Source organism: Mycobacterium sp. (genome assembly GCF_019247635.1).
Classification (GTDB): domain Bacteria; phylum Actinomycetota; class Actinomycetes; order Mycobacteriales; family Mycobacteriaceae; genus Mycobacterium.
On the sequence record NZ_JAFBAR010000110.1, the window covers coordinates 1 to 14,605 of the forward strand.

A 14,605-nucleotide genomic window follows, 5' to 3' on the forward strand; every position below is an offset into this window, starting at 1 on the left:
GTCACCGGCATCGCTGGGCTCTCCGGGTTTTTCCACGATCCAGCCGCGCTGCCCCCGCACGCGGCCGCCGCGGACGTGGAACACCTGCACTGCCGCCTGCAGCTCGTCGTCAGCGAACGCCATCACGTCGGCGTCGGTACCGTCGCCGAGCACCACGGCCTGCTTTTCCAGCGCACGTCTCAGCGCCGATAAGTCGTCTCGCAGCCGCGCGGCCCGTTCGAAGTCGAGTTCGTCAGCCGCGGTGCTCATTTGCTGTTCCAGGCTGCGGGCGAACCGGTCGGTTTTGCCGGAGAGGAAGTCGCAGAAATCCAGCACGATTTGCCGGTGCTGCTCGGCGCTGACCCGCGCCACGCACGGCGCCGAACACTTGTCGATGTAGCCGAGCAGACAGGGCCGGTCGATTTGGCTGTGCCGCTTGAACACTCCGGCCGAGCAGGTCCGCGCGGGAAAGACCCGGGTGAGCAGGTCTACGGTTTCGCGAATCGCCCAGGCGTGGGAGTAGGGGCCGAAATAGCGCACACCTCGGCGCCGGGGGCCTCGGTACACCATCAGCCGGGGGAATTCCTCGTTGAGGGTGACCGCCAGCACGGGGTAGGACTTGTCGTCGCGGTAGCGCACATTGAACCGCGGGTCGAATTCCTTGATCCAGTTGTATTCCAGTTGCAGAGCCTCGACCTCGGTGTTGACCACCGTCCACTCGACCTTGGCGGCTGTGGTCACCATCTGCCGCGTCCGCGGATGCAGGCCGGCGACGTCGGCGAAGTACGACGTCAGCCGGCTGCGCAAACTTTTGGCCTTGCCGACATAGATGACCCGGCCGTGGGTGTCCCGGAATCGGTAGACGCCGGGCTCGACCGGGATGGACCCGGGCGCGGGGCGATACGTGGCGGGATCTGGCACGTGTCCAGGCTAGTAGCCGCTAGAAATACTTCTGCTCAGGGCGTGCAACGGGATTTGTAGTAGGTGTCGGCGGTGGCTTTCAGGAGCAAACAGGTCTCCTCCCATTTGTCATTGGCTATGCGGTGCGCAGTTTGGCCAGCGGCGGCGGCGCCCAGTCCTATCAATAACAGCAGCGCTATCACGGCCGCTGCTACCCGCTGTCGTGGCAACTTCGACGGTTGTCCGGTTGCGGGATCGACCACCTTGAACTTCAGCACCGATTGGCCGATGCTCGCGCCCTTCCTACGCCGCCGGATCAAATTCCACACCCCATACGCCAGAGCCGTCAGCCCCGCGACGACAATGCCCGTGGCGCCGATCCCCGAAACGTCCTGCTTGCACCATGTCCAGCGGACGACGCCCTCCGGGTACTCCCAGGAGCTGCACCTCGGTCCCGTCGTCTTGGCTGCAATGCCGTAGGCGATGCCGAAGACGACCAGGATCGGGATGATGTCGATGAGTCTGGCCACGGCGCGACGCGCCCGCGACACCGGGGGCACCGTCGTCAACCCTCGGCGCGAGTCCTTCGTCGGCGCGGCAGTGTCCGGCAATGACGTTGTGAACGCCAGGTGCGTCGGGGCGTCGGCGCGGCTCACCTTCGGAGTCGGCTCGGTATGTTGTTCAGGCACAACATGTTCCGTTGACTGAGTCGGCGTGTGAACGTCGAGCTGTCGCACCGGCACGGCCAAGGCGGCTCGCGCCGCTTGGGCCAGGTCCTTCGTGGCGCCATACCTCTCCGCGGGGTCTTTGGCCATGCCTGTGGCGATCACCTCGTCGAACGCTTCAGGAACTCCTGTTCGGAGTGCGGAGGGCCGCGGAGGGGGCTTGGTCAGGTGTCCGACGATCTGCTGCTCGAGGCTGTCTCCGGGGAAGGGACGCTGCCCCGTCATTGCCTCATGCAGCACGCAGGCCAGCGCGTAGATGTCGGCACGGGCGTCGGCCTGGCCGGTGTTGAGCCGCTCCGGAGCCATGTAGGCCCAAGTGCCGATCGTGGCGCCGGTGCTCGTCAGCCCGGTTTCTCCCGCCGCGCGGGCGATGCCGAAGTCGATCAGATACGCGAAGTCATGCTCGCCGACCAGGATGTTGGACGGCTTGACGTCGCGGTGCACCAGGCCGATCTGGTGTGCGGCATCCAGCGCGTAAGCGATCTGCTCGACGACGCCGACCGCGCGTGCGGGCTCGAGCGGGCCGTCTTCCAAGAGATCTTCCAGATCGCGGCCTTTGATCAACCGCATGGTGACGTACAACCGGCGGTTGATCTCGCCGAAGTCGTAGACGGGTACGACGTGGGGTTCGTCCAGCCCTGCCGCCGCCCGCGCCTCGCGCCGGAACCGCTCCTGGAACACCCGGTCGTCGGCGAAGTTCGGCGGCAACACTTTGAGGGCCACTGTGCGACCCATGGTCGGGTCATAGGCACGCCACACTTCGCCCATGCCGCCGCGACCCAACAGCTCGATCAGTTGGTATCGCCCGAACGGCGTTCCGTCCATGGGTCGGGATGCTAACAGCGGACCAATGCCTTGTCCGTCGAACAGGCGTGAGGATTCACCTTGACCGGCGGGCACCCGAGGCGGCCGGTACGGGTCAATCCTGTTCTGCCGCTTGAATATTCGTCTTAAAGAGGTGGCGATTCGCGTCAGAACGCTGGCAGCTGGTCCACTCGATTGTTGGTGTCATCGGCGACGTAGACCCTGCCGCCGGGGTCCACCGCGACACCCGTCAGGGTGCCGAGACTGGAGGCCACAGGCAGCACCGTCTGAGACGCCGCGCCGGACGGCAGCTTCACGACCCGGTGGTTACTGGAGTCACCGACGTAGACGTTGCCGGCGGCATCCACCGCGACCCCTTCGGGATGCTTGAGATCGGTGAAGGGCAACACCTCCGGGTTGCTGGACCCGAGCGCCAGTTTCCATACCCGGTCCTTGTCCTGGTCGACGACGTAGACGACGCCGCCGGCGCTGACCGCCACACCGTAGGGATGATCCAGCTCGGTGAAGGGCAGCACCTTCGCGGTGTCGGAACCCGAAGTAAGTGTCAGAACCCGGTCGTTCCCCGTGTCAGCCACGTAGACGCTTCCGGTGGCGTCGACGGCAATGCCGGCCGGGTGTTTGAGCCCGTTGCCGCCTGGCTTTCCAAACTGCAGCTCGCTCTGTTTGCTTGTCCCCGGGGCCAGCTCCAGCTCCAGCACCCGACCATCGCCCGACGCATCGGTGACGTACACGTTCCCGGACCCGTCCACCGCGATGCCGTAAGGATCCTTCAGGTCCGTGAACGGGAGCTTGCTCGCGGTGTTCGATCCCGGTGTCCACTTCATGACCCGCGCGTTGTCGCCGTCGACGACATAGACGTTGCCGGCGTTGTCCACCGCCACCCCCTTGGGGTGTTTGAGGTCGCCGAAGGGCAAGACGGCCAGCGTCGGCCCCGGTGACAGCGTTGACCGCGTGGACGAAGGCGGCACGGACTGGGCGGCCGAGGTTGGGGAGGCGGCTGGCGCCGGGGGCGTAGGCGAATGCGACCCCAGGAGCAGGTAGCCGACGACCCCGCCGGCCGCCAGCAGCACGACAGCCAACGCGATCAAGGCCCACATGCCTCCGCGGCGTCGGCGAGGTGGCTCGGGCGGCAGAGACATTGGTGGCGGAGGCGGCGGTGGCGGTGCGCCGACCGGAGGGGGCGTACGACGCGGAGCGGGCGGCTGGTCGAGTGGAATGCGTTGTGTCGGAGCCAGACTCGTGTTGGCGGCGGTGGGCGCCGACACCGGCACGTCGGGCACGGTCGCTTCGGCGCTCGCGGGCGGCTGGCCGACGAAGGTGGGCGCCGGGCCGGGCGGGGGGCCGCCCGCTTGCGCGGCGTAGGCGACCACCGCGGTGATGTTGTCGTGTCCTCCCGCCTGGTTGGCGGCGTCGATCAACACGCGGCAGGCGTCGGCCGGGTCTGGGTGTTCGTTGAGAATCGCGGCCAGCGTCGCGTCGTCGACGAGACCGTGTAAACCGTCGCTGCACAACAGGATTCGGTCACCCGGCTGTAAGTCGAACGCATTGAAATCGGGCTTTGCGGGCGGCGTCATCAGCACGTGACGGGTCACCACCGAACGATTGGGGTGGTGCGCGGCCTCCTCCGCGCTGAGCTCGCCGGCATCCATCACCGCCTGCACGATGGTGTGGTCGCTGGTCAGCCGCTGCACCTGGCGGTCTCGGTACAGATAGGCGCGGCTGTCACCGAGGTGAGCGATCACCGCGCGCGAATCCCCGATAAGCGCGGCGACAAGGGTTGTGTCGGCGCTACCGAGGTTGGCATCGCTGCGGCTGCGGGTGTACAGATCGGTGCACATCTCGACGACCGCGTGGCCCAGCCGTTCGGGCGCCTGCGGATCCCGGAAGTCCACGCCATTGAAGTGGCGCGCCACGTACGACGGCAGCATGTCGACCACCAGTCCGGCGGCCAGATCGCCGTGGCTGGTGCTGCCGACGCCGTCGGCAACCATGTAGAGCCGGAGCGCCGCGTCTGCGCCCCATCGGTCGTCGTTGCGGGATCTCTTGCGCCCGACGTCGCTTAGCCCTGCATAGGGGACGGCCATGGCTATATCGCCTCGATTAGCACGCGGGCTCCTGCCCGGACGTCCGCGGCCTCGATGTCAGACATTCGCCACCTCCCACAAGTTGTCCAGGCGAGCCTACTGCCGGATGACCGTCGTCACGTCCCCAATACCACGGCGCGTTGCTCGACCGGTTGCTGGGCCATCGGCCGCGGACCGCGCCTGCCTTCGGTCCCGTTGCGAAGGAGGGGTCACAATTCGACGTATGTAGGTTAAAATCCCCCGCACAGGACACCTCGGCTGCGCGGCCTCCCGGAGGGGGACAGATGTCATTTGTGATTGCGACTCCCGAAACTATGACGACTGCGGCCACCAACATCGCGGGCATCGGTTCGTTGCTGACGACGGCCAACAAGTCGGCGGCAGCCTCCACCACCGGAGTAGTGGCCGCCGCCGGCGATGAGGTGTCGGCGGCGGTCGCATCGTTTTTCTCCAACCACGCCGAGCTGTATCAGGCGCTCGGCGCTCAGGCGGCGGCGTTCAACACCCAGTTCGCACAGGCACTGACGGGTGCCGGGGGCGCGTACGCGGCGGCCGAGGCGGCCAGCACCTCGCCCTTGGAGGCCCTGGAACAGGATGTCCTGACGATCGTCAATCTCCCCACCAACCTGCTGATCGGGCGCCCTTTGATCGGCGCCGGCGCCGATGGCAGCACCAACGCGCAAGGGGTCGGCACCCCCGGGGGCGCCGGTGGGCTGTTGATCGGCGATGGTGGTCGCGGCGGGGACAGCATCGCCTCCGGTGTGCCCGGCGGCGCGGGCGGTTCGGCCGGTCTGATCGGCGCCGGCGGCAGCGGCGGGATGGGCGGCCTGGGTGCGACCGGCGGCGCGGGCGGCACCGGCGGGTTGCTATCTGGCAACGGCGGTCCCGGCGGCATCGGAGGGCCGTTCAGCACCGGCGGCGTCGGCGGCAACGCGATGTTCTTCGGCGCCGGCGGACCCGGCGGGCTGGGCGGGGAACTCGGGGGCACCGGCGGAGCCGGCGGCCGCGGCGGATTGCTGATCGGCAACGGTGGCCCGGGCGGTCAAGGCGGGGTTTCCGGCGGGCCCGGTGGCGTCGCGGGTGGCCAAGGCGGGGCCGGCGGCGGCGCCACCCTGGGCGTTCAGGGGGCGACCGGCCCGAGTGGCGGTGAACCCACCATCCCGGTGACGGTGGATCAGAACATAAACCGGCCGTTCGTCAACGTGTCCATCGGCGGCGGGCCGACCTCGCAATTGGTGCTCGACACCGGCTCCGAAGGTCTTGTGGTCCCGCCGCAAGACGTCAATTTCACCTCATTGGGCCCAATCACCGGGTCGAGCCAAGTCACTTACGGCAATTCGTCGAATTCCGTCACCGAAACCTACAACACGTATTCGACAACAGTGAATTTCGGAAATGGAATCATTACCACTCGACCGACTACCATCGCGGTGGTCACCTCCGTGTCGCAGACGATAGGTGGTGTCACCACAAACCTGCCTGCCTCGCAGGGACTCGCCGTGCTGGGCGTCGGCGCGAATCCTCTTGGTGGACAGACTCCCAGTATCAGCCCGGTGGAAAACCTGCCCGGCACGCTCGATGAGGGTCTGCTATTCGACGAGCCCACCGGCAACGTGGAGTTCGGCGCCAACCCGCTTAGCTACTACGCCACAACAAGCGGAGCGCCGGCTGGCACCTTGCAGGTAGTGGTCAACGGCTCGAATAACGTCGTCAGTCCCGGATTACTTGATTCCGGTGGACTTTGGGGAACTGTCCCGAGTTCGTTCGGGTATGCGTCGGGCACCTACGTGCCGTCTGGAACGACTTTTCAGGTCTACAACTCCAACGGAGACGGGTTGTATACGGAGACGATCGGTTCGGCCCCCGATGCCCCGAATGTTGTCAGCGGAGCGGTCTTCAACTCCGGGAATTCTCCCTTCGAGTCCATACCCATCTACCTGCAGTACGGCGGCTCCGGGACCTTCTACTTCGACAACTGACCCGGCGCCGGCAGGTGCGGAGGTTGTACGCAGTTACCTTCGCCCCATGAGGCTCTGTAGCGGCACGCAGTGGTTTTGTCCGGCTTTCAGCGACACTGCCGTGGCCGCTAGGTGTGGGACGGTTCGCCAGCGTAACGGCACTGCGATTCGGAAGCCGATTTTTCGCAGTGGCGATACGCTCGCGGTCCGGGATTGCCGGCCGGCCGCGCACAGCCGGCTGGCCGCGCAGGGCGGGTCGGCCGCGCACAGGCAGGGCGGGTCGGCCAGTCGCGCGTAGGCGGGCAAAAAGGATGCCACTCCTGAGCTGAGACCGATGTGACAGAGGGATCAGCCGCGAGCCCGGCCGATTCACCGCCCGCGCGACACCAAATTGAGCCCAGGCAACGGGACGTTCTACTTCGGCGTCTGACCCCGCGCCCGCAGGTCGGGCCGGTACCGGGCCAGCATCGAGCGCAGTGTGTCCATGCCGGCTACGGCGCGGTCCCTATCGACGGCCTGGATCGCCAAGACCGGGACGTACTCATCGTCGGGCAGGTCGATCCGCGCCCAGCGGCTCCCCAGTGGAAACGACACACCGACCACGTCGCCCCAAGCAATCACCTTCTCGCCCAATAGGTTACGCACGTAGATGGCCGACGAATCGATCCTGAGCCGTGGCCGCGCGAAAAGCAGGATGCCGCCGGCGATCACCAGACCCAGCACCGCCATCGCCACCTGGTCCGCGGTCTGGAAGATCACGCCGGTGGACTCGATCTTGAGCAGGAAACCCACCGCAATCTGCGCCGCCGCGATCACAAGCGCCGCGATGTAGGCGAATATCCGTGCCCAGTACGGCCGCAGCACGACGGCGGCATCGGTGCGCTCCGACGGCGTTGTCACGACGGCGCGCGCAGGTCACGCAACGTCAGCGCGGTGGCCAATGCGGCCGCCGTCGCCTGCGCGCCCTTGTCTTCGGCTGAGGTCGGCAACCCGGCGCGGTCCAGCGCCTCCTCCTCGGTGTTGGTGGTGAGCACCCCGTTGGCCACCGGCGTCGACGCGTCGAGCGACACCCGCGTCAGGCCCTGGGTCACCGCGTCACATACATAGTCGAAATGCGGTGTCTGGCCACGGATCACGACCCCCAGGGCGACGACGGCATCATGGTTGCGCGCCAGCTCCTGGGCCACCACCGGGATCTCGATCGCACCCAGCACCCGGACCACGGTCGGGTTGTCGATACCCGACTCGGTGGCCACTTTGCGGGCACCGGCCAGCAACGCGTCGCATATCTCGCTGTGCCAGGCGCTGGCGACGATCGCCAGGCGCACCCCGGACGCGTCGAGCGGTCCGACGTCGGGTATCCCGGCGCCACCGCTCACAGAGCGCCGCCGAATTCGCCTGGCAGATAAACGGATTCGTGAAAGTCGTCCAAGCCCACCAGGTCGTGGCCCATCCTGTCGCGCTTGGTCATCAGATAGCGAATGTTCTCGGCGTTGGCGCGCACCGGAAGCGGCACGCGCTCGATGATGTGCAGCCCGTACCCGTCCAGCCCAACCCGCTTGGCGGGGTTGTTGGTCAGCAGCCGCATCGAGCGCACGCCCAGGTCGACAAGAATCTGCGCACCGATGCCGTAATCCCTTGCGTCGGCTGGCAATCCGAGCTTGAGATTGGCGTCCACCGTGTCTTCGCCGGCGTCCTGTAGCTGGTAGGCCTGCAGCTTGTGCAGCAGGCCGATACCGCGTCCCTCGTGGCCGCGCATGTAGAGCACGATCCCGCGCCCCTCCCGTGCGACCATCGCCATCGCCGCATCTAGCTGGGGCCCGCAGTCGCAGCGCCGCGAGCCGAACACGTCACCGGTCAGGCACTCGGAGTGCACCCGGACCAGCACGTCGTCGCCCTCGGCGGTGGGCCCGGAGATGTCGCCGCGCACTAGTGCGACGTGCTCGACGTCCTCGTAGATGCTGGTGTAACCGATAGCGCGGAACTCGCCGTGCCGGGTCGGGATTCGGGCCTCGGCGACGCGCTCGATGTGCTTTTCGTGCTTTCGCCGCCATTCGATGATGTCGGCGATGGTGATCAAGGCGAGACCGTGCTCATCGGCGAAGACCCGCAGCTCGTCGGTCTGGGCCATCGAGCCCTCGTCCTTCTGGCTGACGATCTCGCAGATCGCACCCGCGGGTTGCAGCCCCGCCATCCGGGCCAGGTCGACGGCGGCCTCGGTGTGCCCGGGGCGGCGCAGTACCCCGCCGTCCTTGGCGCGCAAGGGAACCACGTGCCCGGGACGGTTGAAATCGTTGGCCACGCTTGCCGGATTGGCCAGCAATCGCATTGTGGTGGCCCGGTCCGAGGCCGAAATTCCGGTTCCGATGCCGTTTCTTGCGTCGACGGTGACGGTGTAGGCGGTGCCGTGCTTGTCCTGATTGACCGCGTACATCGGGAGCAGCCCCAGCCGGTCGCAGATACCGCCGTCCAGCGGCACACACAGGTATCCCGAGGTGTAACGGACCATGAAGGCCACCATTTCCGGTGTCGCCTTCTCGGCGGCGAAGATCAGATCGCCCTCGTTCTCGCGATCCTCGTCATCGATGACGATGACGGCCTTGCCCGCCGCAATGTCGGCAACCGCCCGTTCGACGGAATCCAACCTCGTCATCGTTCGCTTCCTGGCCGTTGGTTGTTGTTCTCAGTATGAACCACACCGGGGCCAGTGTTATTGCCGTGGCTTATTCAGCGGGATACTCGCGGGCCGATCTCTAGCCTGCGGCTGGGCCCGACCGAGTCTGCGTCCAGCGCGTGAAACCTTGGCGAAACGCGATCTGTACGCAGGCTCGATGCCATGACCGCAGACTCGATGCGGATGCCCGGCGCCTCGCAGGTCTGCAGCAACCACCCGCTCGACGGGTGGAACCGTCATCGTTTGCTTCCTGGCCTCCAGGTCAGCGGGATACTGAGCGCGCCCGCAAGCTCGGGAGATCTAATCGTCGTGGAGCAAGCCCTGGCAGGTGGCGTCGTACACAAAGGGCACCGGCGGTCCGGCCGCCCGCTTGTTGGCATCGTCGTACGGCACGACTTGGCCGGTGATCGTGTAGGTGTTGGCGCTCCTGCTGGCCTGCGCGTCACCACCGAGCGGGACGCTTTCGTTCAGGCTCTGACCGGGATCGAACAGGTAGTCCTTTCCATAGGAGATATCAACCTTGGTGACCTTGCCGCTCTTGTCGATCGCGACGATGTAAGAGACGGAGTTGGTGAAATGGATGGTGATGTTGCCGCCGTCGTTGTCGCATTTGAGGTTGCCGACGACCGACTGGGGTGGGGTGATGTCCTGGCCATTGAGGACGATCTGGTAGCCGGCATCGGCGTGGGCGCGGGGTGCCACGAGGCTGACGACGGCCAAGCCCAAGGCGGCTGCCGTGGCCCCCACGAGTGATCGCCTCATTTCGCCACCATGAGCCGCTCAACATATTTGGCGATGACGTCCACTTCGAGGTTCACCTGCGTTCCGACCGGGGCGGTGCCCAGGGTGGTCAGCTCGCGGGTGGTCGGGATCAGCGAGACCTCGAACCAGTCCCGGGGCTCATCGCCCAGCCCGGACACCGTCAAAGAGATCCCGTCGACGGTGATCGACCCCTTCTCCACGACGTAGCGGGCGACCGTCGGCGGTACCTCGACGCGGACCACTTCCCAGTGCTCGGACGGCGTGCGGGCGACGATCTCGCCGGTGCCGTCCACGTGTCCCTGCACGATGTGGCCCCCCAGGCGACTGTTAAGCGCCGCGGCGCGTTCCAGGTTCACCCGGCTGCCCAGCTGCAGGGCGCCCAGGTTGGACCGATCCAGGGTCTCACCCATCACGTCGGCGCTGAACTGGCCGTCGGGCAGCACCTCGACCACCGTCAGGCAGACTCCGTTGACGGCAATCGAGTCGCCGTGGCCGGCGTCCGACGTGACGACGGGCCCGCGGATGATGAGGCGTGCGGCGTCGGCGAGGGCGTCCCGGCCGGTCACTTCGCCGAGTTCCTCAACAATTCCGGTGAACATCACACCAGGCTAATTGGACAGCAAAAACGGCGTTCGGCCGCCGGACCCGCACCCAGCGTTCCCCGGCCCGGTCGGGGTGACCCTCTACGATGCAACGTATGCAGACCCGCCGTCGTCTCTTCGCCGTCCTCGCAGCTGTCCTTTTTTCGGTGAGCATCGCCAGCACCTTCGTCGCCGGCTGCTCCTCCAAGCCGAGCGGCGGACCACTCCCCGACGCAAGCAACCTGGTCAAGCAGTCCGCCGACACGAGCAAGAACCTCAAGAGCGCGCACGTAGTCCTGAGCGTGACCGGCAAGGTTCCGGGCCTGCCTCTGAAGAAACTGACGGGTGACCTCACCACCAGCCCGGCCACCGCCGCGTCGGGCGACGCCGACATCACTATCGGCGGCTCCGACATCGACGCCAACTTCGTGGTCATCGACGGGGAGCTGTACGCCACCCTCACACCGAACAAATGGAGCGATTTCGGTAAGGCCGCTGATATCTACGACATCTCGGCCATCCTGGCCCCCGACACCGGCGTGGCCAACCTGCTGGCCAACTTCACCGATGCCAAGGCGGAAAGCCGCGACAACATCGGCGGTCAGACGGTCATCAAGGTCAGCGGCAAGGTCACCGCGGACGCCGTGAACAAGATCGGTTTGCCGTTCGACGCCACGCAGCCGGTGCCGACCACCGTGTGGATTCAGGAAACCGGCGATCACCAACTGGTGCAGGTCGCCCTGGAGAAGAGTTCCGGCAATTCAGTCCAGATGACCTTGTCGGATTGGGGCAAGACGGTGACTGTCACCAAGCCTCCGGTCAGCTGATGAGCACGCAGGCAGGACGCCGAGTCGCGATCAGCGCGGGTAGCCTCGCGGTACTGCTGGGGGCCCTCGACGCCTACGTCGTCGTCACCATCATGCGCGACATCATGACCGATGTCGGCATCCCGATTAACCAGCTGCAGCGCATCACGTGGATCGTCACGATGTACCTGCTGGGCTACATCGCCGCGATGCCGTTGCTGGGCCGCGCCTCGGACCGGTTCGGCCGCAAGACGCTGCTGCAGGTCAGCCTCGCCACATTCATCTTCGGGTCGGTGATCACCGCGCTGTCGGTGCAGATCGGCCACTGGAACCTATTTGGCGACGACCCCAACATCGCCTTCCACGTGCTGATCGTCGGCCGCACCATTCAAGGCGTGGCCAGCGGCGCGCTGCTGCCCGTGACGCTGGCCCTGGGCGCGGACCTATGGGCGCAGCGCAACCGCGCCGGCGTGCTCGGCGGCATCGGCGCCGCGCAGGAACTCGGCAGCGTGCTGGGCCCGCTGTACGGCATCTTCATCGTCTGGCTGTTCCACGATTGGCGTGACGTCTTCTGGATCAACGTCCCACTGACGCTGATCGCCATGGTGATGATCCAGTTCAGCCTGCCCTCGCACGATCGCAGCACCGAACCGGAAAAGATCGACCTGGTCGGTGGTGTGCTGCTGGCCATCACGCTGGGGTTGGCCGTGGTCGGGCTCTACAATCCCAACCCCGACGGCAAGCAGGTGCTGCCGAGCTACGGGCTGCCCCTGGTGATCGGCGCGGTCGTCGCCGGGGTCGCGTTCCTGCTCTGGGAACGCTTTGCGCGCACCCGGCTGATCGAGCCGGCCGGCGTGCACTTCCGGCCGTTCCTGTCCGCCCTGGGCACGTCGCTGTGTGCCGGCGCGGCGCTGATGGTGACGCTGGTCAACGTCGAACTCTTCGGCCAGGGCGTGCTGCAGATGGACCAGAACCAGGCCGCCGGGCTACTGCTGTGGTTCCTCATCGCCCTGCCGATCGGCGCCGTGCTGGGCGGGTGGATCGCCACCCGAGCCGGCGACCGCGCGGTGACGTTCGTCGGGATGCTCATCGCCGCCTACGGGTACTGGCTGATTCATTTCTGGCGTGCCGACCTGATGGGCCGTCGGCACAGCATTTTCGGGCTCTTCAGCCTCCCCGCGGTGCACACCGACTTACTGGTGGCCGGCATCGGGCTCGGTCTGGTGATCGGGCCGCTGTCCTCGGCCGCCCTGCGCGTGGTTCCCTCGGCGCAGCACGGCATCGCCTCGGCGGCCGTAGTGGTGGCGCGCATGACGGGCATGTTGATCGGTGTGGCCGCGCTGAGCGCTTGGGGGCTGTACCGGTTCAACCAGATCCTGGCGGAAAAGACCGCGGAAATCCCGGCCAACGCCAGCCTTCTCGAGCGGGTGGCCGCGCAGGGCCACCTCTACCTGCAGGCGTTCGCCGAGATGTACGGCGACATCTTCCAGGTCACCGTGGTCGTCTGCGTGGTGGGGGCGTTGCTGGGTCTGCTGATCGGCGGCGGGAAGGGCCACGTCGAGGAGCCGGAGGAAGTCGCCGAGCAGCAGATCGCTACCGCGCCACCAGGCTGAGCAACAGATCCGGGCCGCATCGTTCGACGCTGTCGAACTGCCAGCGCAACGCCTGCGTGATGCTGGCGACCCCGACGTCGTCGACCGCGGTGACGGGGCCACCCAGGAGGATCGGCGCCACATAGGCCAGGATGCGGCTGATCGCGCCGACCCGCAGGAATGCGCCGGCCAGGGTCGGGCCGCCTTCCAGCAGCACATCGGTGCGGTCCGACAGCGCCTTGAGCACCTCCGCGGGGTCGTGGGTGCGGATCACCATGGTGCGCGCGTCGTCGTTGAGAACCTTTGCCTCGGGCGGTATTTCACGCATGCCGACCACAACGCGCAGTGGCTGCTTGTCGGCCAGTGAGCCGTCGGGCAGCCGGGCGGTCAGCGCCGGGTCGTCAGCCAGGACCGTGCCGGTGCCAACCACGATCGCATCCGCGATCGCGCGGCGACGGTGTAAGTCCAGGCGCGCGGCCTCACTCGAGATCCACCGGCTGGAGCCGTCAGCGGCAGCGCTGCGGCCGTCGACGCTGGTGGCGTACTTCCAGGTGAGGTGCGGCAGGCCGGTCCGCTGCTTGTACAGCCACTCCCGCAGCGGTCCCGCCACCACCTCGTCCGCCATGATGCCCGAGCGGACCTGCACACCCGCCGCGGACAGTCGGCCCGCCCCGCCGCCCGCGATCCCATTCGGGTCGTTGACGCCGTAGATCACCGTGCCCACCCTGGCGTCGATCAAAGCGTTCACGCACGGCGGGGTTTTGCCGTAGTGGTTGCACGGCTCCATGGTGATTACCGCGATTCCCCCGGCCGCCAAGCCGCCGGCGCGGCGCAGCGCTATGACCTCGGCGTGGTCGCCGCCGGCGGGCTGGGTGCCACCGACACCGACCACTCGGCCCTCGGGGTCCACGATGACGGCGCCGACCGGCGGATTCGGATACGTGCTGCCCTTGACCTGGTAAGACTGGCCGATGGCGAGGCGCATCGCCTCTTCGATGCTTTTGACCTGTTCGACGGTCATAAGCGGACCGTAGGGCCGCCCGCATGCCCGAAATGCGCCCCGGTGGCGCCGGCCTGTCGCCGCAGCGCCTCCACCGCAGCCTCGGGGTCGGCCGCGCCGTACACCGCCGATCCGGCGACAAAGCAGTCGACGCCGGCCTCGGCGGCCTGCTCGATCGTGTCCTCGCTGATGCCGCCGTCGATCTCCACCAGGATCGCCAGCTCTCCCCCGTCCACCATCCTGCGAACTGTACGCACCTTGCTCAGCACTTCGGGGATGAAACTCTGGCCACCAAAGCCGGGTTCCACCGACATGATCAGCAGGGTGTCGAAATGGGGCAGGATTTCCAGGTACGGCTCCAGCGCCGTCTTGGGTTTGACGCTGATCCCGGCTTTGGCTCCCGCTGCGCGAATGTCGCGGGCGACCCCGACCGGATTGTCGGTGGCCTCGGCGTGGAAGGTGACGTTGTAGGCCCCCGCTTCGGCGTAGGGCGGCGCCCACCGGTCCGGATTGTCGATCATCAGATGGCAATCCATCGGAATGTCCGTGGCGGCGAGCAGGCTTTCCACCACCGGCAGCCCAATGGTCAGGTTCGGCACGAAGTGGCCGTCCATCACGTCGACGTGTAACCAGTCGGCGCCGTTCACGGCGGCGGCTTCGTCGGCGAGCCGGGCGAAATCGGCGGCCAGGATCGAGGGCGCGATCAACGGTCCGGGCAT

The 14,605-nt window shown here is 66.9% G+C and carries 13 protein-coding genes; 3 read left to right on the top strand and 10 right to left on the bottom strand.

Annotation, left to right across the window (positions count from 1 at the left end):
• From uvrC to JO236_RS18800, 3 genes are all read right to left on the bottom strand, one after another.
• A partial coding sequence (gene uvrC, locus JO236_RS18790) for an excinuclease ABC subunit UvrC (RefSeq protein WP_293333843.1) occupies nucleotides 1–900 on the bottom strand: 900 nt, incomplete at its 3' end.
• 35 nt (nucleotides 901–935) lie between these two features.
• On the bottom strand, nucleotides 936–2,429 hold the full coding sequence (locus JO236_RS18795; protein WP_293333846.1) for a protein kinase domain-containing protein: 1,494 nt from the start codon (nucleotides 2,427–2,429) through the stop codon (nucleotides 936–938).
• Between the two features lie 146 nt (nucleotides 2,430–2,575).
• A complete protein-coding gene (locus JO236_RS18800; protein WP_293333849.1) occupies nucleotides 2,576–4,513 on the bottom strand; it encodes a protein phosphatase 2C domain-containing protein in 1,938 nt (645 codons plus the stop codon).
• Nucleotides 4,514–4,797: 284 nt separating this feature from the next.
• Here JO236_RS18800 and JO236_RS18805 point away from each other — a divergent pair, with 284 nt between their 5' ends.
• Nucleotides 4,798–6,492, top strand: a complete 1,695-nt coding sequence (locus JO236_RS18805; protein ID WP_293333852.1) for a PecA family PE domain-processing aspartic protease — start codon at nucleotides 4,798–4,800, stop codon at nucleotides 6,490–6,492.
• 393 nt (nucleotides 6,493–6,885) lie between these two features.
• On the opposite strand, the gene JO236_RS18810 is transcribed toward JO236_RS18805, so the two are convergent.
• The 5 genes from JO236_RS18810 to JO236_RS18830 all read right to left on the bottom strand — a co-directional run bounded on the left by JO236_RS18810 (nucleotide 6,886) and on the right by JO236_RS18830 (nucleotide 10,506).
• A complete protein-coding gene (locus JO236_RS18810) occupies nucleotides 6,886–7,371 on the bottom strand; it encodes a PH domain-containing protein (protein ID WP_293333855.1) in 486 nt (161 codons plus the stop codon).
• On the bottom strand, nucleotides 7,368–7,850 hold the full coding sequence (ribH, locus tag JO236_RS18815; protein ID WP_293333858.1) for a 6,7-dimethyl-8-ribityllumazine synthase: 483 nt from the start codon (nucleotides 7,848–7,850) through the stop codon (nucleotides 7,368–7,370). Before ribH ends, JO236_RS18810 begins: the two co-directional genes overlap by 4 nt.
• Entirely contained in the window at nucleotides 7,847–9,124 is a 1,278-nt protein-coding gene (locus JO236_RS18820; RefSeq protein ID WP_293333861.1) for a bifunctional 3,4-dihydroxy-2-butanone-4-phosphate synthase/GTP cyclohydrolase II, read from the bottom strand. Before JO236_RS18820 ends, ribH begins: the two co-directional genes overlap by 4 nt.
• Before the next feature lie 321 nt (nucleotides 9,125–9,445).
• The gene (locus JO236_RS18825; RefSeq protein WP_293333864.1) at nucleotides 9,446–9,907 is read right to left on the bottom strand and encodes a lipoprotein LpqH; all 462 of its coding nucleotides are present in this window, start codon (nucleotides 9,905–9,907) and stop codon (nucleotides 9,446–9,448) included.
• Nucleotides 9,904–10,506 (bottom strand): riboflavin synthase, encoded by a 603-nt coding sequence (locus JO236_RS18830; protein ID WP_293333867.1) that lies wholly within the window; start codon nucleotides 10,504–10,506, stop codon nucleotides 9,904–9,906. Before JO236_RS18830 ends, JO236_RS18825 begins: the two co-directional genes overlap by 4 nt.
• A gap of 89 nt (nucleotides 10,507–10,595) precedes the next feature.
• Between JO236_RS18830 and JO236_RS18835 the strand changes: the two genes are divergently transcribed.
• Both JO236_RS18835 and JO236_RS18840 read left to right on the top strand, forming a co-directional pair.
• The gene (locus JO236_RS18835; RefSeq protein ID WP_293333870.1) at nucleotides 10,596–11,315 is read left to right on the top strand and encodes an LppX_LprAFG lipoprotein; all 720 of its coding nucleotides are present in this window, start codon (nucleotides 10,596–10,598) and stop codon (nucleotides 11,313–11,315) included.
• Complete coding sequence (locus JO236_RS18840) at nucleotides 11,315–12,907, top strand: MFS transporter (RefSeq protein ID WP_293333873.1); 1,593 nt, start codon at nucleotides 11,315–11,317, stop codon at nucleotides 12,905–12,907. The genes JO236_RS18835 and JO236_RS18840 overlap by 1 nt, the downstream gene beginning before the upstream one ends.
• Here the strand turns inward: JO236_RS18840 and ribD are convergent.
• The gene (ribD, locus tag JO236_RS18845) at nucleotides 12,888–13,907 is read right to left on the bottom strand and encodes a bifunctional diaminohydroxyphosphoribosylaminopyrimidine deaminase/5-amino-6-(5-phosphoribosylamino)uracil reductase RibD (protein ID WP_293333876.1); all 1,020 of its coding nucleotides are present in this window, start codon (nucleotides 13,905–13,907) and stop codon (nucleotides 12,888–12,890) included. The two genes, JO236_RS18840 and ribD, sit on opposite strands and share 20 nt — an antisense overlap.
• Complete coding sequence (rpe, locus tag JO236_RS18850) at nucleotides 13,904–14,605, bottom strand: ribulose-phosphate 3-epimerase (RefSeq protein WP_293333879.1); 702 nt, start codon at nucleotides 14,603–14,605, stop codon at nucleotides 13,904–13,906. The genes ribD and rpe overlap by 4 nt, the downstream gene beginning before the upstream one ends.